Annotated in this window: 24 protein-coding genes; 1 reads left to right on the top strand and 23 read right to left on the bottom strand. The window is 68.1% G+C overall.

Annotated elements, in window-relative coordinates:
* The 13 genes from RH90_RS11265 to RH90_RS11205 all read right to left on the bottom strand — a co-directional run bounded on the left by RH90_RS11265 (position 1) and on the right by RH90_RS11205 (position 8,145).
* Complete coding sequence (locus tag RH90_RS11265) at positions 1 to 516, bottom strand: DUF2306 domain-containing protein (RefSeq protein WP_010185758.1); 516 nt, start codon at positions 514 to 516, stop codon at positions 1 to 3.
* A gap of 14 nt (positions 517 to 530) precedes the next feature.
* Entirely contained in the window at positions 531 to 962 is a 432-nt protein-coding gene (locus RH90_RS11260) for a hypothetical protein (RefSeq protein ID WP_010185757.1), read from the bottom strand.
* Positions 963 to 973: 11 nt separating this feature from the next.
* Complete coding sequence (locus RH90_RS11255) at positions 974 to 1,510, bottom strand: demethoxyubiquinone hydroxylase family protein (RefSeq protein WP_010185756.1); 537 nt, start codon at positions 1,508 to 1,510, stop codon at positions 974 to 976.
* A complete protein-coding gene (locus RH90_RS11250; protein WP_010185755.1) occupies positions 1,507 to 1,980 on the bottom strand; it encodes a disulfide bond formation protein B in 474 nt (157 codons plus the stop codon). Before RH90_RS11250 ends, RH90_RS11255 begins: the two co-directional genes overlap by 4 nt.
* Positions 1,980 to 3,317 carry a S41 family peptidase gene (locus tag RH90_RS11245; RefSeq protein WP_010185754.1) on the bottom strand — a complete coding sequence of 446 codons (1,338 nt, stop codon included), beginning with the start codon at positions 3,315 to 3,317 and terminating at the stop codon, positions 1,980 to 1,982. The genes RH90_RS11250 and RH90_RS11245 overlap by 1 nt, the downstream gene beginning before the upstream one ends.
* 131 nt (positions 3,318 to 3,448) lie before the next feature.
* The gene (locus RH90_RS11240) at positions 3,449 to 4,633 is read right to left on the bottom strand and encodes a peptidoglycan DD-metalloendopeptidase family protein (protein ID WP_010185753.1); all 1,185 of its coding nucleotides are present in this window, start codon (positions 4,631 to 4,633) and stop codon (positions 3,449 to 3,451) included.
* Positions 4,634 to 4,637: 4 nt separating this feature from the next.
* A complete protein-coding gene (locus RH90_RS11235) occupies positions 4,638 to 5,060 on the bottom strand; it encodes a 23S rRNA (pseudouridine(1915)-N(3))-methyltransferase RlmH (protein ID WP_010185752.1) in 423 nt (140 codons plus the stop codon).
* 6 nt (positions 5,061 to 5,066) lie between these two features.
* The gene (locus RH90_RS11230) at positions 5,067 to 5,264 is read right to left on the bottom strand and encodes a hypothetical protein (RefSeq protein WP_010185751.1); all 198 of its coding nucleotides are present in this window, start codon (positions 5,262 to 5,264) and stop codon (positions 5,067 to 5,069) included.
* 9 nt (positions 5,265 to 5,273) lie between these two features.
* Positions 5,274 to 5,675 (bottom strand): ribosome silencing factor, encoded by a 402-nt coding sequence (gene rsfS / locus RH90_RS11225; protein ID WP_010185750.1) that lies wholly within the window; start codon positions 5,673 to 5,675, stop codon positions 5,274 to 5,276.
* An 8-nt stretch (positions 5,676 to 5,683) separates the two neighbouring features.
* Positions 5,684 to 6,301: a nicotinate-nucleotide adenylyltransferase gene (locus RH90_RS11220; RefSeq protein WP_037493375.1), complete on the bottom strand. Its 618-nt coding sequence runs from the start codon at positions 6,299 to 6,301 to the stop codon at positions 5,684 to 5,686.
* Positions 6,298 to 6,582 (bottom strand): type II toxin-antitoxin system RelE/ParE family toxin, encoded by a 285-nt coding sequence (locus tag RH90_RS11215; RefSeq protein WP_010185748.1) that lies wholly within the window; start codon positions 6,580 to 6,582, stop codon positions 6,298 to 6,300. Before RH90_RS11215 ends, RH90_RS11220 begins: the two co-directional genes overlap by 4 nt.
* Positions 6,579 to 6,752 carry a hypothetical protein gene (locus tag RH90_RS11210; RefSeq protein ID WP_232280346.1) on the bottom strand — a complete coding sequence of 58 codons (174 nt, stop codon included), beginning with the start codon at positions 6,750 to 6,752 and terminating at the stop codon, positions 6,579 to 6,581. Before RH90_RS11210 ends, RH90_RS11215 begins: the two co-directional genes overlap by 4 nt.
* A 124-nt stretch (positions 6,753 to 6,876) precedes the next feature.
* Positions 6,877 to 8,145, bottom strand: a complete 1,269-nt coding sequence (locus RH90_RS11205) for a glutamate-5-semialdehyde dehydrogenase (protein WP_010185746.1) — start codon at positions 8,143 to 8,145, stop codon at positions 6,877 to 6,879.
* A 77-nt stretch (positions 8,146 to 8,222) separates the two neighbouring features.
* Between RH90_RS11205 and RH90_RS11200 the strand changes: the two genes are divergently transcribed.
* Complete coding sequence (locus RH90_RS11200; RefSeq protein WP_010185745.1) at positions 8,223 to 9,284, top strand: DUF3667 domain-containing protein; 1,062 nt, start codon at positions 8,223 to 8,225, stop codon at positions 9,282 to 9,284.
* A gap of 357 nt (positions 9,285 to 9,641) precedes the next feature.
* On the opposite strand, the gene ftsH is transcribed toward RH90_RS11200, so the two are convergent.
* The 10 genes from ftsH to ruvC form a co-directional block, all read right to left on the bottom strand.
* Positions 9,642 to 11,609, bottom strand: coding sequence for an ATP-dependent zinc metalloprotease FtsH (gene ftsH / locus RH90_RS11195; RefSeq protein WP_010185744.1), 1,968 nt, complete (start codon positions 11,607 to 11,609; stop codon positions 9,642 to 9,644).
* Positions 11,610 to 11,700: 91 nt separating this feature from the next.
* Positions 11,701 to 12,810 carry a tRNA lysidine(34) synthetase TilS gene (gene tilS / locus RH90_RS24275; protein ID WP_010185743.1) on the bottom strand — a complete coding sequence of 370 codons (1,110 nt, stop codon included), beginning with the start codon at positions 12,808 to 12,810 and terminating at the stop codon, positions 11,701 to 11,703.
* 1 nt (position 12,811) lies between these two features.
* A complete protein-coding gene (locus RH90_RS11185; RefSeq protein ID WP_010185742.1) occupies positions 12,812 to 13,816 on the bottom strand; it encodes a tetratricopeptide repeat protein in 1,005 nt (334 codons plus the stop codon).
* 79 nt (positions 13,817 to 13,895) lie between these two features.
* Positions 13,896 to 14,858, bottom strand: coding sequence for a helix-turn-helix domain-containing protein (locus tag RH90_RS11180; RefSeq protein ID WP_010185741.1), 963 nt, complete (start codon positions 14,856 to 14,858; stop codon positions 13,896 to 13,898).
* Between the two features lie 117 nt (positions 14,859 to 14,975).
* Positions 14,976 to 17,243, bottom strand: a complete 2,268-nt coding sequence (gene ptsP, locus RH90_RS11175; protein ID WP_029625245.1) for a phosphoenolpyruvate--protein phosphotransferase — start codon at positions 17,241 to 17,243, stop codon at positions 14,976 to 14,978.
* 179 nt (positions 17,244 to 17,422) lie between these two features.
* Positions 17,423 to 18,451: a Holliday junction branch migration DNA helicase RuvB gene (gene ruvB / locus RH90_RS11170; RefSeq protein ID WP_037493372.1), complete on the bottom strand. Its 1,029-nt coding sequence runs from the start codon at positions 18,449 to 18,451 to the stop codon at positions 17,423 to 17,425.
* On the bottom strand, positions 18,451 to 18,669 hold the full coding sequence (locus RH90_RS11165) for a type II toxin-antitoxin system HicA family toxin (protein ID WP_010185738.1): 219 nt from the start codon (positions 18,667 to 18,669) through the stop codon (positions 18,451 to 18,453). Before RH90_RS11165 ends, ruvB begins: the two co-directional genes overlap by 1 nt.
* Complete coding sequence (locus RH90_RS11160) at positions 18,647 to 18,868, bottom strand: type II toxin-antitoxin system HicB family antitoxin (protein ID WP_010185737.1); 222 nt, start codon at positions 18,866 to 18,868, stop codon at positions 18,647 to 18,649. Before RH90_RS11160 ends, RH90_RS11165 begins: the two co-directional genes overlap by 23 nt.
* A gap of 22 nt (positions 18,869 to 18,890) precedes the next feature.
* Complete coding sequence (gene ruvA, locus RH90_RS11155; RefSeq protein WP_010185736.1) at positions 18,891 to 19,484, bottom strand: Holliday junction branch migration protein RuvA; 594 nt, start codon at positions 19,482 to 19,484, stop codon at positions 18,891 to 18,893.
* Positions 19,485 to 19,526: 42 nt separating this feature from the next.
* Positions 19,527 to 20,012 carry a crossover junction endodeoxyribonuclease RuvC gene (gene ruvC, locus RH90_RS11150; RefSeq protein WP_029625243.1) on the bottom strand — a complete coding sequence of 162 codons (486 nt, stop codon included), beginning with the start codon at positions 20,010 to 20,012 and terminating at the stop codon, positions 19,527 to 19,529.
* Between the last annotated feature and the right edge of the window lie 17 nt (positions 20,013 to 20,029).

Below are 20,029 nucleotides of genomic sequence, written 5' to 3'. Positions count from 1 at the left end.
TCAGGCGGTCAACCATTGGCCGAGCAGCCGGAACGGCGGCAGCGTGAAGAACCCCGCGATCAGCAGCGCGCCGGTCACCATCCCGCGCACCTGCCGCCGATGCGCCGCGATCCGGTGCGTCGCCGCGGTCCACCAGATCAGCGGCGCGGCAAGTACGACATAGGCCGAGATGATATGGATGACGCTGAAATGCCCCGGATGGGTCGTGCGGACCAAGAAGGATTCGGCGGCGGTGAGAAACATCGCGGCGACCCACACCTTGCCGAGCGTCCGGTGCAGCGCGTCGCCGCGCGGGCGCAGCAACATGGCCGGGGTCAATCCCAGCGCGACGAGCACCGTCGCGAGATGCACCCAGATCACCAGCGGGACGCTTGCCCAATGTGTCGCGCCCTTGAGAAGCGCGACGAGGATCGTGCCGAACAGGGCGACAGCTGCGCCGGCGAGTATCGTCTCATAGCGATCGGCGCGCAGCGATCCGCTCGCTTTCGACCGCCCTGCCCCCGCCAGCGTCGTCATCCCCCCAGCCCGCGTCAGGGCACGAGCGCGGCGTCGACGGCGCGCTGGTCGGCCTTGGCGTCCTGCTTCTCGCGTTTGTAGAAACGACCGGCCTGCACGGCGCAGCCCGATGCTCCGCCCGGGCCGACGGTCGAGCAGCTGCCGATCCCGGTCGCGCCGACGCGATCGTTGGCGGCGCCCTTGGCGGCCCAGCTCTCATTCTCGGGCGTAACCTTCAGATCGCGCAACTCCTTGGGGATGCGGAACTGCTCACCGGGCGCGCGGCGCACGCAGACGACAATCTCATTGCCATCGGCGTCGGTCGGGCACTTCTGTTTCCCATAGATCACCAGCGGCGGATTGCTCACGCCTTGCGCCGCGGCGGGCGCCGACACGGCTCCGCCGGCAGCGAACCCCCCGAGCACGAGCGCCGCGAGCGTCGCCTTCGTCACCAGGCCCTGCATCATCCTGTCTCCCGTCAAATACGTTTCGCGGTCGCGATCGCGACCTTGCAGCCGAGCCGGATCAGCCCGCTCAGCAGCGGATAGCCCGGCGTGTTCTCCGCCCCCGCGGCGAGCGCGGTTTCGCGATGCTCGACCTCCTCGGCCTGGAAATCGCGGATCGCCTCGGCGAGTTCGGGATCGCTGTCCCCCAGCACGACGAGCTGATCCTCGTAATGCTTGTCGATCTCGGTCTCGACCGCAGCGGTGCACGCCATCGCCGCGTCGGGCCCGAGCGCCGCGGTCACCGCACCGAGCGCGAAGCCGGCAACGTTCCAGATCGGCGCGAGCAGCGTCGGTCGCACCGAGCGGCGCGCCATCATCGCATCGAAAAAGGCGCAGTGGCGCTCTTCCTGATTCGCCATCCCCGCGATCGCGCGCGCCGCCGGGCTGCGATCGCCGAGCACCGCGAGCTGCCCCGCATAGATCCGTGTCGCGCCATATTCGCCCGCTTGATCGACCCGCACCATCGAGGCGGTGTCGCGCTTGGGGTCGCCGGGTTTCCAGCCGCTCATGCCTTTGCTCCTCGCATCAGCGCGAAAATGGTGATCGCCCCGCCGACCGAAAAGAGCGCATTGAAGCCTGCGAGCGAAACATGGAATAGAGTCCATTGCGCGACGTCGCAGCGGATGATCGGCGCCTTCATGATGCTGTCGAGCGTGATCGGCCCCGACACGGTCGAGGTGCAGGCGGTGACGCCAGCCCACCAATGATATTCAACGCCCGCATGATACACACCGATCAACCCGCTCAGCAGGATCGCGACCGCTGCCACGCTGACCAGCGTCTCGCGTTGCGCGCGGCTCGGCACGACGAAGGCGAGCGCCGCCAGCGGCAGCGCGACGATGTGCGGATAACGCTGCCACCAGCACATCTCGCACGGGTAGAGCTTGCCGATATATTGGAACGCAAGCGCCCCGCCGAGCAGGACGAGCGGGATCAACAGCGCGAGCAGCCGCGCCAGGATGAAACGATCGCGGGCCATCAGCGCGCCGCCACGGCTTGCGTCGTGCTCGACAGCCGCGCGAGCGTTTTCAACGCGTAATCGAGCTGGAAGTCATCGATTCCCTTGGCCTTGAGCTGCTCGGGCGTCATCGCGAAGCGCGGGTCGGGCTTGCCGTCTTCCTCGATCGCGGCGTTGGTGGTCTTGGCCTCGTTGATCAAATGGCGGCGCAGATCGTCCTCGCGGAAGACGGGCCGCGACTTATAGTCGGGATCGGAAACCTGCGGCACCGCGATATCGGGCTCGATCCCCCCCTCCTGCACCGAACGCCCCGACGGCGTGTAATAGCGCGACGTGGTGAGCCGCAGCGCGGCGTTGGCGCCCATGTCGATCACCGTCTGGACCGAGCCCTTGCCGAACGAGCGCTCGCCCATCACCAGCGCACGGTGGTGGTCCTGCAACGCGCCCGCGACGATCTCGGAGGCGGACGCGGTGCCGGCATTGGTCAGCACGATCACCGGCAGGCCATGCGCAAGATCGCCCTTCACATAGGATTCGGCGTAGAACGGCTCGATATCGGCTTTGTCGCGCCCGCGCTGCGAGACGATTTCGCCCGACGACAGGAAATTGTCGGCCACCGCGATCGATTCGTCGCGCAAGCCCCCGCCATTGTCGCGAAGGTCGATGACATAGCCGAGCGGGTCATGCCCGAGCTGCTTGACGATCCCGCGGATCGCCCCCGTCACCGCGTCGCCGGTATGTTCGGAGAAGGCGGTGATGGTGATCAGCCCGACGCCGTCCTTGACGCTCCATTTGACGGGCTTCTGGATGATCTTCTCGCGGGTTAGCGAGACGATGATCGGCTTGTCGTGCCCCGGACGCAGCAGCGTCAGCGAGACCTTGCTGCCCGGCGCCCCCCGCATCTTCTGGATCGATTCGTCGAGCGTGTCGCCGAAGATCAGCTTGCCATCGATATGCGTGATATAGTCGCCCGACTTGATCCCGGCGCGCGCACCCGGCGCATCGGGCTGCGGCGACATCACCTTTACAGCGCCGTCCTCCATCGTGACGGTCAGGCCGAGCCCGCCATAGCTCCCCATCGTCTGGATCTTGAGATTGTCGTAATCGAGCCCGGTCTCGTACGCGCTGTGTGGATCGAGTGCGGCGAGCATCCCCTCGATCGCGCCCTTCACCAACACCTTGTCGTCGACCTTGTCGACATATTCGGCCTTCACGCGGTTATAGACGTCGAGGAAGATCGCCATCTCGCGGTAGGTGCCGTTGTCGACCGCCGCCATCGCGCTCGTCCCGACGGGCACGATCGCCAGCACCGCCGCGATTGCGGAGGCTTGGAGCAGCGAAGAGGTGAAACGCGACATCGATCATTTCTCGGCAAGCAGGAGGTCTTGGGCCACCGTAGCGGGGTTTGCGCAGGGATCAAAGCGGGGCGATGCATGGCAGAGGCGGGTTGCACGGAAGCTGACCGGGATTGCGGGGGATCGTCCGAGCGTCATCCGATCAACGCCGTCATGTCGACCGCGCGATCGCGACGGCGCAGCTCGACCGTCACGCTTGGCGCGTCGCCGGGCGGCGCCTGACCGATCGGTGCGCCCTGTACGAGCTTTTCGCCGATGCGCGCGCTCGTGCTGCCGAGCCCCGAGACGAGCGTCGTCCAGCCGCCGCCATGATCGAGGATCACGATCGTGCCATAGCCGCGGAACGGCCCGGCAAAGGCGACGCGCCCTGCAGCAGGCGCAATGACCTGTGCGTCGCGGACCGTCGCGATCGTCAACCCGCGCGAGTGCACGCCGCTGTCCGAAAGCTCGCCGAGCCCCGTGACGATCCTGCCCTGCACCGGCAAGCGATAGGGCGGCGCAGCGTGCGACCAGGCGACGCGGTCGATCGGCGTGGCGACCTCGCCCGGTCGCGGCGGACGAGCCAGCGGTCCGGGCAGGCTTTGGAGGCTCTCGCGCGTGGCGGCCTGATTGCCGATCGTGTCCATCAGATCGACGATGTCGCGCGCGCGTTCGCCGAGCGCGATCGCACGGTCGGACTCGATCAGCGCGTCGCGCCCGAAAGCGCGCGAGCGGAGTCGGTGCGCCGCCTCGAGCCGGGTGAGCGCGAGGCGTTGCGCCTCGAGCCGCGACCGGCTTTCGGCAAGCGCTTGCGTAGCGAGCGCGCCGGCCGCCTGGAGCTGGCGGGTCCGCGCAAGATCGGCGCGGACGTCGGCGGTGCGCGCGCGGATTACCGGCAGCGTGTTGGCGAGCACCGCGCGGACATGGACGAGATCGTCGACCGAGCCGGGCTGGACGAGGCTGATGATCGCCGGACGACGTGCGAGCGATTGCAGCGCGCCGAGCAGCCGCGCGACCGGCACCTGTTTCGCCGCAAGCCGGGTGCGCTGCGCAGCGATCAGGCGATCGACGATCGCGAGCCGCGCCTGGCCGGCCGCGATATCGTCCTCGGCCTGCTGGATCCGCGCGGCGACCGCGGCTTCCTGTGCCTGCGCCTGGCGCGCCTGGTCCTGCTCGGCCGCGGCCTGGCGTTCGAGCGCGGCGGAGCGGCGCGCGGCGGCGTCGGACTGCGCCTTGGCCTCGGCGAGGCGGGTGCGTTGGTCGGCGGGCGCATGCGCGAGCGCGACGCTTGCGCCGACCACGCCCGCGACACCCGCAATGATCAGCCCCCGCCCCCACATGCCGCTATCCTTCGCGGTGATAGGGATGGTTGGCAAGGATGCTCGTCGCGCGGTAGAGTTGCTCGGCAAGCATCGCGCGCGCGAGCAGATGCGGCCAGGTTGCGCGCCCGAAGCTGAGCAGCAAATCCGCCGACGCGCGCTGCGCATCGTCGAAGCCATCGGCGGCGCCGATCAGGAAACGCGCCTCGCGCACGCCGCTGTCGCGCCATTTCTCGAGGATGGCCGCAAGATCGCGTGACGGCAGCACCTGCCCCGTCTCGTCGAGCATGATGATCCGGCAGCCGGGCTCGACCGGAGGCATCTTGCCGCCGGTGTCGGGCAGTTCGGTCAGCCTGTACGGCCAGGACAGCCGCTTGGCGTAGCGTTCGACCAGTTCGGCTTCGGGTCCACGCCCGATCCGCCCGCGCGCGACGATGTGGAGCAACATAGCGCGTCAGGAACGAATCGGGAGGTCGATCTTGACCGCGTGGGTCGGGATCGGAGCCAGCGCGGCACACACAAGCAGGCCACAAACGATCATTCCCGCAACACCCCACCCAAACCGGGCCGCCCGAACGTCAATCACGACCCGCACGCTGCAAAAGACCAGCGCCACGAGGACGCCGATCGCCTGCAAGACCAAACCGGTCACGCCCAGCTATCAGGCTTCGATAACCGGCGCGGCCGGCGGCGTCGGCGCGTCGCCGAATGCCCACATCCGCTCGAGATTGTAGAAGGTGCGGACCTCGGGGCGGAACAGATGGACGATCACGTCGCCGGCATCGAGCAGCACCCAGTCCGCGGTCGGCAGACCTTCGATGCGCGACGGCCGGCCGGTCTCGGCCTTGACCTTCTCGGCGAGCTTCTGCGCCATCGATGCGACCTGACGGGTCGAGCGGCCGCTGGCGATCACCATGTAATCGGCGATGCTCGATTTGCCCGCGAGCGGGATCGAGATGACGTCGACGGCCTGGTCGTCGTCGAGCGACGCGAGCACGAGGCGATGCAGCGCGTCGACCTCTTCGGGTTCGGACGCGCGATAGACGGGAGAAGGTGAGGCCAAGATGATTCCTATGCAGAAGGTGGGGTCGGGACGGCTGGCAGGAAATGCCGCTGCCAGGCGGGGTCGGCAGCACGAAGCTGCGTCGCGGAGCGCGGGTCGGGGCGGAAGCGCAACAGCACGAGTGCCGGCAATCTCCACTGCGTCCAGTTCTTCGCCTGGTGTGCGGGCCGACGTGCGCGCCGCAACCAACCCATCGCGGGAGCCGCGAGAGCAGCGCGTTCATACCCCGGACGCGCGATAACCGCAATCGGAACCTCGCGGGCGATCCGGCGCCACCCTTTCCACTGGTCGAACTGCGCGAGATTGTCCGATCCCATCAGCCAGATGAACTGCTTCTTGGGATAGGCGCGGCGCAGTTTGGTGAGCGTATCGACGGTGTAGCGCGTGCCGAGTTTCTGCTCGATCGCGCTGACGCGGATCGGGGCGTGGCGCGCTACCCGCACTGCGGAAGCGAAGCGCGCGGCGAAGGGCGCCATGTCGCCGTTCCGCTCCTTGAGCGGATTGCCGGGCGAGACGAGCCACCACACTTCGTCGAGCCCCAGCGCATCGAGCGCCGCGAGGCTGATCGCGCGGTGTCCGGCATGGGCCGGGTTGAACGAGCCGCCGAGGATGCCGATGCGGGTCAGGTCCGGATCCAATTCTCACGCGCATGGCGGATGCGCAGCACCTCGATGTGCGCGTCGGTTACCCGATACAGGAGGATATAATGGGTGGGCGCGACGCGCCATTTTCGAGCGTCGACCTCGGGGATCATCGGTCCCGCTGCCGGAGTCACCGTGAGAAAATTGGCGGCTTTTTCGATCAGGGCCGCAATGCTCTCGGCAGCCTCGGGAGAATAGGCCGACCAATAATCGTCAATCTCCTCAAGATCGGCGATCGCGGGGTCGCTCCATTCGACAGTCCTCATGCGGCCGCGCGCTGCTGCCTCCGGCGGCGTAGGTTTTCGAAGACATCAGCCTGCGGGGTCAGCGCGCCATGATCGGCCGCGTCGATCCCGACCTGAATGAACGCAAGAAGCTCGGCATCGCCTTCGACGGCATGCCGGATGGCATCGGCCGCAAATGCGGCTTCCGTCATCCCACGCGCGGCCGCCGATTTGGCGACCCCCGCAGCCGTTTCATCGTCGAGGTCGACCGTAACCGATCGCGAAAAGGGCGCAGGATGGTTCATCGCGACAGGATACGCTCCAGCCCCTCCACCATCAACCCCGCACCTGCCCGCTGCCGTAGCCGACCCATTTATAGGTCGTCAGCCCCTCGAGCGCGACGGGGCCCCGGGCGTGGAGGCGGCCGGTGGCGATGCCGATTTCGGCGCCGAGGCCGAACTCGCCGCCATCGGCGAACTGCGTCGAGGCGTTCCACAGCACGATCGCGCTGTCGACCTCGGCAAGGAAGCGCTGCGCGACGGCTTCGTCGGCAGCGACGATCGCGTCGGTATGGTGCGAGCTGTGCCGCGCGACGAAGGCGAGCGCGGCATCGATGCCGTCGATCAGATCGACCGACGCGATCGCCTCGAGATATTCGGTATCCCAATCGGCATCGCTTGCGGGAACGAGCCCCGGGATCAGCGCATGCAGAGCGCACCCACCGCGGACCTCGCACCCCGCAGCAGAAAGCGCCGCGACGAGCCCCGCCGGATCGGGATAGGCCTGGTCGATCAGCAGCGTCTCCATCGCGCCGCACACGCCGGTGCGGCGCATCTTGGCATCGACGACGATCGCCTGCGCCATCGCGCGATCGGCCGAGGCGTGGACGTAGATATGGTTGATCCCGTCGAGATGCGCGAGCACGGGCACACGCGCCTCGGCCTGGACGCGCGCGACGAGCCCCTTGCCGCCACGCGGGACGATCAGGTCGATCGCCCCCGCCCCGTTCGAACCATCGGCGGTGAGCATCGCGCCGACCGCGGCACGATCGGTGGTCGGCACCAGCTGCGCCGCGTCCGCCGATATCCCCTCCGCGACCAGCCCCGCGACCACGGCCGCATGGATCGCGCGATTGCTTTCGATCGCCTCCGAGCCGCCGCGCAGGATCACGGCATTGCCCGCCATCACCGCGAGCGCGGCGGCATCGGCGGTGACGTTGGGGCGGCTCTCATAGATAATGCCGATCACGCCGATCGGCACGCGGACGCGGCGCAACCGTAGCCCGTTGGGGCGCACGCTCTCGTCGATCACCGCGCCGACCGGATCGGCAAGCCCCGCGACCGCGGCGACACCGTCGGCCATCCCCGCGACGCGCTTGGCATCGAGCTTGAGCCGGTCGAGCAGCGCGGCCGACAGGCCGGCCTCGCCTGCGCGCGCCATGTCGGTCGCGTTGGCAGCGAGAATCTCCGCCTCGGCATCGTGCAGCGCCTGCGCCGCGGCACGCAAGGCCCGTGCCTTGGCAGCGGTCGGCGTTGTCGCCAGGATTCGCGCAGCGGCGCGCGCGCGGTTGGTCATGTCGGCGAGCAGGGGCGCGATATCGGTCATGACGGGTGCGATATCATGACCGGGCCCGCCCCCGCAAAAGCTATCGCATTCGCAAGACGCGCTGCTATGCTCGCGGCATGTCGGGGGGAATCGAGACAGCGGGCGACATCGCCACGGGCCTGTTCGTCGCGCGCGCGGTCGAGCCGGGCGCGGGTGAGACGGCGCATAGCCGGCACGAACATGGCTTGTGCCTCAATTGCGGCACCGCGCTGCTCGGCGAGTTCTGCCATGCCTGCGGGCAGGCCGGGCATGTCCACCGCTCGCTTGGATCGATCGGGCACGATCTGCTCCACGGCGTGTTCCATTTCGAGGGCAAGATCTGGCGCACGCTGCCGATGCTGGTGTTCCAGCCCGGCGCGCTGACGCGGCGCTACATCGCCGGCGAACGCGCGCGCTTCGTCTCGCCGCTCGCACTGTTCCTGTTCGCGGTGTTCCTGATGTTCGCGACGCTTCACGCGTTTGGCGGCGAGTTTGAGAGCGACCTTTCCCCCGAGCGGCGCGGGGCTGCGGTACAAGGCGTCGATGCCGACATCGCCAAGCGCGAGGCGAAGATCGCGGTGCTGCAGGCTACCCCGCACGCCGCCAATACCGACGCCAAGATCGCCGACATGCGACACGAACTGCGCGGGCTACGCGCGGCGCGCGGCGTGCTCGCCGGATCGAGCGTAGCGATCGGTGACGTGCCGCTCACCGGGTTGCGCACCGATTGGCCCGCGCTCGATCATGGCATCGCGAAGTTCAAGGCCAATCCTGGCCTCATGCTCTACAAGCTGCAGTCGAGCGCCTACAAATATAGCTGGGCGCTGATCCCGATCTCGACGCCGTTCGTGGCGCTGCTGTTCCTGTGGCGGCGGCGTTACCAGCTCTACGACCATGCCATTTTCGTGACCTATTCGCTCGCGTTCATGATGATGTTCGCAGCAATGCTCGGCGTAGCAGGCGTGATTGGGGTATTGGGCGGCGTGATCACCTGGGCCGCGCTGCTCGTCCCACCCGCGCACATGTTCGCGCAGTTGCGCGGCGCCTATGGCTTGCGCAAGCGCTCGGCGCTGTGGCGGACGGTGGCGTTGCTGCTCTTCGCCTGGATCGCATTGCTCGCCTTCGCCGCTCTGCTGCTGGCGATGGGCTTCATGGAATAACCACGCCTGCGGCGCGCGGCGGAAAGTCGCACGAAAGCGCACCATTGCATCCGGCGCTGTCACGTGCCGTATGAAAGATCGAGGGTCCCTGCGACCATAGTCCGGGAGGAAAGCGCACCTGCGGGATGTTGGACGCCGATAGCCAGGGCTCTGCGCAATCAACCGTCACCCCGGCCTCGTGCCGGGGTCCACCACGCCGCGTGTCCTGCGCTCGCAAACCGCGGATCGCGGTGGGCCCCGGCACAAGGCCGGGGTGACGACGGTGTGGTGGTGAGCACGACGTCCTGACCATCCGAAACGAAAGAGCCGCGCCCGACTTTGTCGGACGCGGCCCTGTAGTCCCGAATGACGCGAGCTTTACGCTCCGGCAGGCGCCGGGTTGCCGAACGGCCCGCCGCCCTTGGGCCGGCGCGTCTTGGGGATCGAGGTCCCCGCGCCCGGCACGATCGACACCTTGGCATCGGCATCATCGCGACCGATATCGCCGTCGAAGGCCAACCGCTTGATCTCGTCGCCGGTCAGCGTCTCATATTCGAGCAGCGCACCCGCAATGCGATGAAGCTGATCGATATGTTCGGTCAGGATCTCGCGCGCCTGCGCCAGACCGCCATCGACCAGCTTGCGGATCTCGCTGTCGATCATCAGCGCGGTCTCGTTCGACATGTTCTGGCGCTGCGTCTGCGAGTAGCCGAGGAAGGTCTCGCCCTGCTGCTCCTCATATTGCAGCGGGCCGAGCGCGTCGGACATGCCCCATTGCGACACCATCGCCCGGGCGAGCTTGGTCGCCTGCTTGATGTCGCCCGAGGCACCACTCGACACCTTGTCGTAGCCGAAGATCAATTCTTCCGCCACGCGGCCACCCATCACGGTGGCGAGATCGGCGTACATCTTGTCGCGGTGATACGAGTAATTGTCACGCTCGGGCATCGACACGACCATGCCCAGAGCGCCACCGCGCGGGATGATCGTCGCCTTGTGGATCGGGTCCGATGCCGGCGTGTGAACGCGCACCAGTGCGTGGCCGGCCTCGTGATAGGCCGTCATCCGCTTCTCGTCGGTGGTCATCACCAGCGAGCGCCATTCGGTGCCCATGATGACGCGGTCCTTGGCGGTCTCGAACTGCGCCATCGCGACGAGTCGCTTGCCGAGTCGCGCCGCCATCAGCGCCGCCTCGTTGACGAGGTTGGCGAGATCGGCGCCCGACATGCCCGGCGTGCCGCGCGCGAGCGTGCGCGCATCGACGTCGGGTGCGAGCGGCACCTTCTTCATATGGACTTCGAGGATCTTCACGCGGCCCTCGATATCGGGGAGCGGCACCGTCACGCGGCGATCGAAGCGGCCCGGACGCAGCAGTGCGGGATCGAGCACGTCGGGGCGGTTGGTCGCCGCGACGATGATGATCCCCTCGGACGCCTCGAAGCCGTCCATCTCGACCAGCAGCTGGTTGAGCGTCTGCTCGCGCTCGTCATTGCCGTTGCCGAGGCCCGCGCCGCGGTGACGGCCGACCGCGTCGATTTCGTCGATGAAGACGATGCACGGCGCCGACTTCTTGGCCTCGGCGAACATGTCGCGCACGCGGCTCGCGCCGACGCCGACGAACATCTCGACAAAGTCCGAGCCCGAAATGGTGAAGAACGGCACGCCCGCCTCACCCGCGATCGCGCGGGCGAGCAGCGTCTTGCCGGTGCCGGGCGAACCAACGAGCAACGCACCCTTGGGGATCTTGCCGCCGAGGCGCGCGAACTTGGTCGGATCCTTGAGGAACTCGACGATCTCCTGCAGCTCCTCGCGAGCTTCGTCGATGCCGGCGACGTCGTTGAAGGTCACACGACCCTCTTTCTGCGTCAGCATCTTCGCCCGCGATTTGCCGAAGCCCATCGCGCCCGAGCCGCTGTTCTTCTGCATCTGGCGCATCACGAAATAGCCGAGCGCGAGGAACAGGAAGAAGGGCAGCGAATTGACCAGCAGAACCTGCCAGATCGGCGCGCCTTCCTCGGGCTTGGCGGTGATCGTCACGTTCTTCTCGCGCAGGCGATCGGTCAGGCGCGGGTCCTGCGGGGCGTAGGTACGGAACTTGCTGTTGTCGGTCATCGTGCCGGTGACGACCTCGCCGGCGATGTTGACGTCCTTGACCTGCCCGTTCTGGACGCGGTCGAGGAATTGCGAATAGGCGATCCCGTTGACGTTGGGGCCGACCGAACGATTGTCGATCAGCGTCACGAACAGCGCCAGCGCGACGAGGATGCCGACCCAGATCAGCAGCGATTTCATCCAGGGGTTGGGCCCGCCAGTGTCGCCGCCGGGCTGCTTGTCATTGTCGTTCATGGGCACGGGATACCTTTCGTGACCCATAAGATAAGCACAGCGCGATTAATGGCAATGCAACGACCCGCGCAATCGTCGATCAAATCGTCGATCAGAGTGAGCGACGCGGCGGTTGCGGCGCGAAACTCCAGACGGTGCCGCGCGCGCTGCCGATGATTCCGGCGTGGGTGGCGGTTTTGCCCGTTTCGAGCGAGTCGAGCAGCGCTTCGATATTGGCCGAGTCGGTGAACGCCGGGGTTGTGATGACGTGCGCGGCGCGGACGGCGTGGATCGCGCGTCGGGCGAGGCGCCGCTTCAGTTCGCGGGGCAGGTCGGACACGTCGAGCCCAATTACGAAGCCCCCCTCACCCGTCATGCCGGGCTCGTTCCGGCATCCACCGTACCGCTCGTCCTGGGGGTGTTGGTCGAGGACGTGGGTGGGCCCCGGCACAAGGCCGGGGTGACGGTTCGGGGTGGGGCAACGGCGGGTCAGCCACAGCCAGTCTTCGACGTCGCGGATCGTCGCATCGGCATCGGCCGCGTGCGCCGCCGAGCGTGCGATCTGGACCGGGTCGAGCCACGGCGTGTCGCGGAGCAGCGCGCGAAAGCGGGTGCGCTCGTAATGCGGGTCGCCGTTGCTCGGATCATCGACGAAGGGCAGCGCCTGCGCCTGCGCGAACGCGCGCAGCTCGGCGCCCCGCCAGCCGAGCAGCGGCCGGACCAGCTCGACCGCGCCAACCCGCTGGCGTGCGCGAATGCCGCCGAGCCCGGCGACCCCTGCCCCGCGCACCGCGCGCATCAGGAAAGTCTCGGCCTGATCGTCGGCATGGTGCGCCGTGGCGAGGCACGCCGCGCCCACCCCGTTCACCCACTCGAACAACAAGGCGTACCGCCGGTCGCGCGCGCGACCCTGCACCGCGCTGGTGCCGATCGGCTCTTCGACAACCAGCGTCGCATGCGGGATACTGTGCGCCGCGCACCATTCGGTCACCATCAGCGCCTCGTCCGCCGCGGCGGCACGCAAGCGGTGATCGACCGTCGCGGCGACGATCTGTCCGGGGAAAGCGGCGGCGGCGAGTGCGAGCAGCGCCATGCTGTCAGGGCCGCCCGAGACCGCGAGCGCGAGCCTATCGGTGGGTGCCAGTGAGTGCACCCGCTCGAAATCCTGGCGGAACCGCGCGACCAGTACCGGCTCCACCGGCACACGGTCGGCGGCGGTCATCTCACGAACAGTTGGAAGCGGCACGGCCCTTGGCGACGCCCGCCTTCATCCGCGCATCGGCATCGACCTTCGCGCCGTAGCTGCGCTGCAGCTCGGTATAGACCTTGCAGACTTGCGCGGCGGGCTTGTCGAGCTTCACCAGTGCCTGTGCGAGGTAGAAGAGGCTCTCGGGCGCGCGGTCGCCATCGGGCCATTTCTTGTAATTGTCGTAGAAAGCGAGGCTCGCGCGCGATGGCTGGCCGTCCTCGAGATACGAGCGGCCAAGCAGGTTCTGCGCGTAGCTCGCGCGCTTGTGCGTCGGGAATTTGCTGGTCACGGTGGTGAACTGCGCCTCGGCCTCGGGATAGAGGTGCGCCGCCCACAACCGATAGCCGTAGAGATAGGTGTCTTCGGCGACGTCGCCGGTCTCGGGCCGCTCGACCGCAGCGACTTGCGTGGCGCGCGCTGGATCCTTGGTGCTGACCACCGGCGGCGGCGCTACGCTGCCCCTGGCCGGGGTCGTGCGCGGTGCGGCGGCAGTGCGATCGGGCGTGCGATCGACCGGGCGATCAGCCGGCCGGTCGAGCGAGCGATCCGGCGTAGCGCGCGGCGCTACCGGGCGGTCGAAGCTGCCGCCGTCGTCGGTCGGGGCCGGTGCAGGCGCAGCGGCGGCGGCGTTCGCTTCGAGCGTCTTCAGCCGGCCCTCGAGCCCTTGCAGGCGGTGCTGGTTGGTCTCGGTCTGGGCGGTCAGCATGCGCAACTGGTTTTCGAGCGAGTCCACGCGGGCGGTGAGGTCGGCGACCGGACTGGTCGGTGATCCCGCGAGCACCGCATCGGGGTCGGCCGGGCGATTGTCGGGCTGGATATACTGCCCAGCGCTGCCGCCGGGGAAGACCTTGCGCTGGACCGCACGCATCTCGCCCTCGAGCCGGTCGACCCGCCCCTCGATCGCGCGGCCGCTGCCGTTGCTCTGGGCATGCGTCGGCGCTGTGCCGAGCATCGTCCCCGCGAGCAGGAGAGCGGTCATTAGATGGTTACGCATTCGTACACCCCCCGGTGCTGGTTAAGCAGGTACCATAGCCGACAATGCCCGTTGGCCGCCAGTCTTAAGGGGCCGGCGTCGCGGCGCCGCCCGGTGCGGCCGGTTCGGGCGCGACCGTGGCCGGGGCCGCGATATTCAGCGGCGCGGCTGCAGCCGGTTCGGACGAGGTCGATCGCGTCCGCGACGCGCGCGTTTCTTCGCGTCGCGCGGTCGTCGGCGCAACGCCGGGCGACCCCGTCGCCGCGGCAGCGGGGGTGCTGCGCGCTGTCAGCGATGCGGCATCGAGCGGCACGTCCTTGATCGCGCGCTTGCCGTCGCCGAGCGGCGCGACCGCGGTGCCGCCGACGGTGACCTGCAATTTGTCGGGGCGCCCGACATTGATCATCGGGCCGACCGCATCGGCAGGAACGGCGTAGCTTTCGCCCGGCTTCATCGTACCGAGATGAAGCGTCTTCCCGGCCTTGTCATAGACGCGGAGCCAGACATCGTCGGATGCGGTCAGCACGACCGCGCCGGTCGGCGCACTCGGCGACGGCGCGGTGGCGGGCGCTTCCTGCATCGTGTTGCCGATCGCGCTGCTCGGCGTGGGCGCGGGCTCGCCGTCGCCGCGGAACAGCGAGGTACCGAAGAACAGCGCCGCGCCGATCACGACCACGACCGCGATGAGCAGGGTCGTGATCGCGAGACCGCGCGGCGGAACGCGCGACGGCTCGTCGATTTCATAGGCTTCGTACTGCGTTCGCCTGGCGCTCGGCTGGTCGCTCGCGCCGCGCACCTCGCGCGCGATCGCGACTTCGTCGACACCGACCGCCCGAGCGTAAGCCTTCGCGAAACCAACGGAATACGTGATCGACGGCAGCGCCGCGTAATTGCCCTCCTCGACCGCCTCGAGCTGGCGCACCGGGATCCGCGTCCGCGCCGCGACCTCGGCGAGCGACAGCCCCTGCGCCTCGCGCGCCTCGCGCAGCGTATCCCCCGCGCTTTTGGGGAACAGCTTCGGCTCGTCGGCCGGAATCGGTTCGGTCATCACTTCCTCCGGCAAGGCGCGTGCGGCCCGATGTCTCCCTTGCCCAGCGGCTGTCTCACAAAGGGGAGGCGACAAGTCAACGCCTTGTCACGCCTTGTCACGCCGCCCGCCTCGCTATCACGCCAGTTCGACACCGTTTTCACTCGCCCAGGCGAGCAGCGCCCCCCGCATGTCGCGCGGCGGAGTCTTGAGCAGATCGGCCATGAACGCGGCGAGCGCGGCACGGTCGAGCGAGCGGACCATCGCCTTGATCGGCCCGACCGCCGCCGGCGTGATCGACAGCCGCTCGATCCCGAGCCCGATCAGCGCCATTGCTTCCAAGGGACGCCCACCCATTTCGCCGCAGACGGTGAGTTGCACCCCCGCTGCGCGCGTCGGCGCGACGAGCCTCGCAAGGAAGCGCAGGATCGCGCCGCTCAGCCAGTCATAGCGTTCGGCGAGTTTGGGATTGGCGCGGTCGGCGGCAAAGAGGAATTGCGTGAGATCGTTGGTACCGACCGACAGGAACGAGATGTTGGGCAGCAGCAGATCGAGCTGCTCGGCAAGCGCGGGCACTTCGAGCATCGCGCCGTAGCGAATCTCGCTCGGCAGCCGCTTGCCTCGCGCGGTCAGCCATTCGCGCTGCGCCTCGAACAAGGCGCGCGCCTCGTCGAATTCCCACGGTTCGCTGACCATCGGAAACATCACGCTGAGCGTCCGCCCCGCCGCCGCCTCGAGCAGCGCGCGCGCCTGGACCTTCATCAACCCGCCGCGCTCGAGCGCGAGCCGGATCGCGCGCCAGCCCATCGCGGGGTTCTCCTCGTCGGCGTCTTCCTTGTTGAGATACGGCAACGCCTTGTCGCCGCCGATATCGACGGTGCGGAAGATCACCGGGCGGTCGCCGGCGGCGTCGAGCACGTCGCGGTACAGTTTCTGCTGGCGGTCGCGCGACGGCAGCGTTGCCGAGACGAGGAACTGAAATTCCGTGCGGAACAGCCCGATCCCGTCGGCGCCGGTGACGTCGAGCGCGGCGACATCGTCGCGCAGACCTGCATTGACCATCACGGTGAGGCGATGCCCGTCCTTGGTGACGGGCGCTTCGGTCTTGAGCGCGGCGAACATCGCACGGCGCTTCTGGCGCAGATTGAGCGCAGTGTCGAACACCTCCTCCATCGCGGACGAAGGTCGCGCAAAGACATTGCCCGCGGTCACGTCGAGCAACAGCAAGTCGCCTTCGCCGATCAGCCGCCGCACGTCGCGCACGCGGCCGAGCACGGGCACCCCCATCGCGCGCGCGACGATCGTGACGTGCGCGGTGAGCGAGCCTTCTTCGAGCAGCACGCCCTTGAGGCGCCGTCGATCGTATTCGAGCAGTTCGGCCGGCCCAAGGTTGCGCGCGATCAGGATGGTGTCCTGCCTGAGCCCCATCTGCGCGGCGGTGCCCATCTGGCCCGAGACGATCCGCAGCAGCCGGTTCGACAGATCCTCGAGATCGTGCATCCGGTCGGCGAGCAAGGGATCGTCGATCTGCCGCATCCGCATCCGCGTGCGCTGCTGGACGCGCTCGATCGCGGCCTCGGCGGTCAGCCCCGAATCGATCGCCTCGTTGATCCGTCGCGCCCAGCCCTCGTCATAGGCGAACATCTTGTAGGTCTCGAGCACCTCTTCATGCTCGCCGCCGACGCCGAATTCGGCCTGTGCGGCGATCCGCTCGATCTGCTCGCGCATCTTGTCGAACGCGGCGTAAACGCGGTGGCGCTCGGCCTCGGTATCCTCGGCGACGGTATGCTCGACATGGACGCGCGGCTGGTGGAAGACGGCATAGCCGCTCGCCATGCCCTCGACGAGCTTCAACCCCATGATCCGCATCGGCGCGGTCGATTGCGGGCGCAGGTTCGAGGCGCCGCTCGCATCGACCAGTTCGGCATTGGCGATCAGTTCGGACAGCACCATCGCGACGGTCTGCAAGGCCTCGATCTCGACCTCGTCATATTTACGCGGGTCGACGTGCTGGACCGACAGCACCCCGATCGCGCGCTCGCGCCGGATGATCGGTACGCCGGCGAAGCTGCGGAACTTCTCCTCGCCCGTTTCTGGGTTCTGGACGAAGTCGGGGTGGCTCGATGCCTCGGCGAGATTGAGGATCTCGGCCTGCTGCGCGATCGTGCCGACCAGCCCTTCGCCGAGCGCCAATTTGGTGACGTGGACCGCCTCCTGCGCGAGCCCGCGCGTCGCGAACAGTTCGAGCACGCCTTCGCGGAGCAGATAGATCGAACACACTTCGCTCGCCATGCCTTCGCCGACGATGGCGACCACGGCGTTGAGCTTGGCCTGCGGCGCGGTGCGCGAGGCCATCACGTCGTGAAGACGAACGAGGATTTCGCGGGCGGAGGCGGCTGCGGTCATGCCGGCGGGGCTAACAGATAGACCCGCCCCTTGGCTATCGTGCGGCGCACAAGATTTGCTTCTTGCTTCCTCCCCTCCCCTTCAGGGGAGGGGCCGGGGGTGGGGAAGTGCCTCGCAGAGAGCCAGCGCCCATTACAGCCCCACCCCAACCCCTCCCCTGAAGGGGAGGGGCTTTTAGGTCAGCTATCGAACAAACTCTCCTGCGCGCCCTCGGGCGGCGTGAGGCCTAGATGCTTCCACCCGCCCGCATTCAGGCAGCGCCCACGCGCGGTCCGCGCGATCAGGCCGAGCTGGATGAGATAGGGTTCGATCACTTCCTCGACCGTGTCGCGCGGTTCGCTCAGGCCGGCCGCCAGCGTCTCGACCCCGACCGGACCGCCGCGATAGATATCCGCGATCATCATCAGATACCGCCGGTCCATCGCGTCGAGCCCGAGCCGATCGACCTCGAGCCGGTTGAGCGCGGCATCGGCGGCCTTCGCATCGACCAGATCGTGCCCCGCGGCATGCGCGAAATCGCGCACGCGGCGTAGCAGCCGCCCGGCGATCCGCGGCGTCCCGCGCGAACGGCGCGCGACCTCGGTCGCGCCGTCGGGCGACAGCGGCAGGTCGAGCAGTCGCGCCGCGCGCGACACGACCTTTTCGAGCTCCTCGATGGTGTAGAAGCTCAGCCGCACCGGGATGCCGAAGCGATCGCGCAGCGGCGTGGTGAGCAGCCCCTGCCGCGTCGTCGCGCCGATCAGCGTGAAGCGCGGCAGGTCGATCCGCACCGAGCGCGCCGACGGCCCCTCGCCGATCATCAGATCGAGCGCGCGGTCCTCCATCGCGGGGTAGAGCACTTCCTCGACCGCGGGCTGGAGCCGGTGGATCTCGTCGATGAACAGCACGTCGCCATCCTCGAGATTGGTGAGCAGGGCGGCGAGATCGCCCGATTTGGCGATCACCGGCCCCGACGTGGCGCGGAAGCCCACCCCCATCTCGCGCGCGACGATCTGCGCGAGCGTCGTCTTGCCGAGCCCGGGGGGGCCGAAGAAGAGGACGTGATCGAGCGCATCGCCGCGCGCCTTGGCGGCGGCGATGAACACGCGCAGATTCTCGCGCGCGGCCTTCTGCCCGACGAAATCGTCGAGCGATTTGGGGCGCAGCGCGGCGTCCAAATCGTCGGATTTCCGAGTGGGAGCGATGAGGCGGTCCTGATCGTCGGCAATCACTTTAACGCACCTAGCAATTCATCGACGGTCAACCCCGCCTGGTCAAGAATACCTGCCAAAGTGCCGAGCTTGAGTTCGGCGCGCTGCGGCACGACGCAGGTTGCGGATCCCCGCTTGAGCACGACGTGGCTGCCTTTCTGCCGAGCCAGGACGAAGCCGAGTCGCTCCAGCGCACGGATTGTTTCACGACTGCTAAGCCGCGGCAGCCGAGGCATTATCGCTCACGCTGATCGTGGTGAGAACGACGTTCCCGCGAACGCGCAGCGGCGCGACCTCGAGATACAGCTCAACGGCCTCCTTGAGATTGGCGAGCGCCTCCTCGATCGTGTCTCCCTCGGTCGTGGTCAAGGTTTCCGGGTTATGCGCGATATAGCCCCCCTCTTCGGCGGGCGTCAGCACGGCGGATAACTGCATCGCATGTCTCCTCGCGACCATTCTACTTCGCCGCCTTGCGCAGCGCCAGCCGCACGAGCGCGTCGAGCGTCGCGCCCGGCCCGAGTTCCTCCTCCGCCGCCGCGACCGCGCCGCTTGCTTCGGCGGGGCGGAAACCGAGGTTAAGCAGCGCCGACACCGCATCCGCCCCCGCCCCGACCGGCGCGATCGACACACCGGCCTGGCCGAGCTCGACCCCGCCGATCTTGTCCTTCAATTCGCGCACGATGCGTTCGGCGAGTTTGGGGCCGACGCCGTTCGAGCGCGCCACCATCGCCTTGTCTTGGCTCGCGATCGCGCGCGCGAGGTCGGTCGGCTCGAGCGCCGAGAGGATCGCCAGCGCGACGCGCGCGCCGACGCCCTGCACGCCGGTGAGCAAGCGAAACCAGTCGCGCTCGGCCGCGCTCGAAAAGCCGACGAGGCGGATGAAATCCTCCGCCACGAGCATCTCGGTGTGGAGCGTCACCGCCTCGCCGACCGGGCCGATGCTGGCGAGCGTCCGGCTCGACGCGCCGACGAGATAGCCGACGCCACCGACGTCGATCACGGCATGGTCGAGTCCGGTCGCATCGAGGCGGCCTTTGAGATGGGCGATCATGCGCGGTACGTAACAGGAACGGGCCGCCGCGGGAAAGGGAAATCAGGGGATGCGCCGCGCGCTCGCAAGATGATGCGCGTGGCAGATCGCCACGGCGAGCGCATCGGCGGCATCGGCGCCGTCGATCTTGACGCCTGGCAGCAGCACCGAGACCATTGCATGAACCTGCGCCTTCTCAGCGCCGCCCGTGCCGACCACGGCCTTCTTGACGAGCCGTGCAGCATATTCGCCAACCTCGAGCCCGGCGCGCGCGCCCGCGCACAGCACGACGCCGCGCGCCTGGCCGAGCTTGAGCGTCGATTGCGGGTTCGAATTGACGAACACTTCCTCGACCGCGCAGCCATCGGGCGCATGGTCGATGATCAGCGCCGAGAGCATCGCGTCGAGATGCGCGAGCCGGCGCGGGAGCGTCGCCGTTGTATCGGTCTTGAACTTGCCGTTGGCGACGTGGCTGAGTCGATTGCCCTCGGCGCGGATCAGGCCCCAGCCGGTGGTTCCAAGGCCGGGGTCGAGGCCGAGGATCAGCATGACAAAAAGCCCCTCCC

The organism is Sphingomonas sp. PAMC 26605, from assembly GCF_000241485.1.
Lineage (GTDB): Bacteria > Pseudomonadota > Alphaproteobacteria > Sphingomonadales > Sphingomonadaceae > Sphingomonas.
This window is presented reverse-complemented; position numbering and strand designations above follow the sequence as displayed.

What these genes read in the sequence shown, in the direction of transcription:
- RH90_RS11265 (WP_010185758.1), bottom strand. Translation starts at nt 516, where the DNA reads ATGACGACGCTGGCGGGGGCAGGGCGGTCGAAAGCGAGCGGATCGCTG.
- RH90_RS11260 (WP_010185757.1), bottom strand. Translation starts at nt 962, where the DNA reads ATGATGCAGGGCCTGGTGACGAAGGCGACGCTCGCGGCGCTCGTGCTC.
- RH90_RS11255 (WP_010185756.1), bottom strand. Translation starts at nt 1,510, where the DNA reads ATGAGCGGCTGGAAACCCGGCGACCCCAAGCGCGACACCGCCTCGATG.
- RH90_RS11250 (WP_010185755.1), bottom strand. Translation starts at nt 1,980, where the DNA reads ATGGCCCGCGATCGTTTCATCCTGGCGCGGCTGCTCGCGCTGTTGATC.
- RH90_RS11245 (WP_010185754.1), bottom strand. Translation starts at nt 3,317, where the DNA reads ATGTCGCGTTTCACCTCTTCGCTGCTCCAAGCCTCCGCAATCGCGGCG.
- RH90_RS11240 (WP_010185753.1), bottom strand. Translation starts at nt 4,633, where the DNA reads ATGTGGGGGCGGGGGCTGATCATTGCGGGTGTCGCGGGCGTGGTCGGC.
- RH90_RS11235 (WP_010185752.1), bottom strand. Translation starts at nt 5,060, where the DNA reads ATGTTGCTCCACATCGTCGCGCGCGGGCGGATCGGGCGTGGACCCGAA.
- RH90_RS11215 (WP_010185748.1), bottom strand. Translation starts at nt 6,582, where the DNA reads ATGAGGACTGTCGAATGGAGCGACCCCGCGATCGCCGATCTTGAGGAG.
- RH90_RS11210 (WP_232280346.1), bottom strand. Translation starts at nt 6,752, where the DNA reads ATGACGGAAGCCGCATTTGCGGCCGATGCCATCCGGCATGCCGTCGAA.
- RH90_RS11205 (WP_010185746.1), bottom strand. Translation starts at nt 8,145, where the DNA reads ATGACCGATATCGCGCCCCTGCTCGCCGACATGACCAACCGCGCGCGC.
- RH90_RS11200 (WP_010185745.1), top strand. Translation starts at nt 8,223, where the DNA reads ATGTCGGGGGGAATCGAGACAGCGGGCGACATCGCCACGGGCCTGTTC.
- ftsH (WP_010185744.1), bottom strand. Translation starts at nt 11,609, where the DNA reads ATGAACGACAATGACAAGCAGCCCGGCGGCGACACTGGCGGGCCCAAC.
- tilS (WP_010185743.1), bottom strand. Translation starts at nt 12,810, where the DNA reads ATGACCGCCGCCGACCGTGTGCCGGTGGAGCCGGTACTGGTCGCGCGG.
- RH90_RS11185 (WP_010185742.1), bottom strand. Translation starts at nt 13,816, where the DNA reads ATGACCGCTCTCCTGCTCGCGGGGACGATGCTCGGCACAGCGCCGACG.
- RH90_RS11180 (WP_010185741.1), bottom strand. Translation starts at nt 14,858, where the DNA reads ATGACCGAACCGATTCCGGCCGACGAGCCGAAGCTGTTCCCCAAAAGC.
- ptsP (WP_029625245.1), bottom strand. Translation starts at nt 17,243, where the DNA reads ATGACCGCAGCCGCCTCCGCCCGCGAAATCCTCGTTCGTCTTCACGAC.
- RH90_RS11165 (WP_010185738.1), bottom strand. Translation starts at nt 18,669, where the DNA reads ATGCCTCGGCTGCCGCGGCTTAGCAGTCGTGAAACAATCCGTGCGCTG.
- RH90_RS11160 (WP_010185737.1), bottom strand. Translation starts at nt 18,868, where the DNA reads ATGCAGTTATCCGCCGTGCTGACGCCCGCCGAAGAGGGGGGCTATATC.
- ruvA (WP_010185736.1), bottom strand. Translation starts at nt 19,484, where the DNA reads ATGATCGCCCATCTCAAAGGCCGCCTCGATGCGACCGGACTCGACCAT.
- ruvC (WP_029625243.1), bottom strand. Translation starts at nt 20,012, where the DNA reads ATGCTGATCCTCGGCCTCGACCCCGGCCTTGGAACCACCGGCTGGGGC.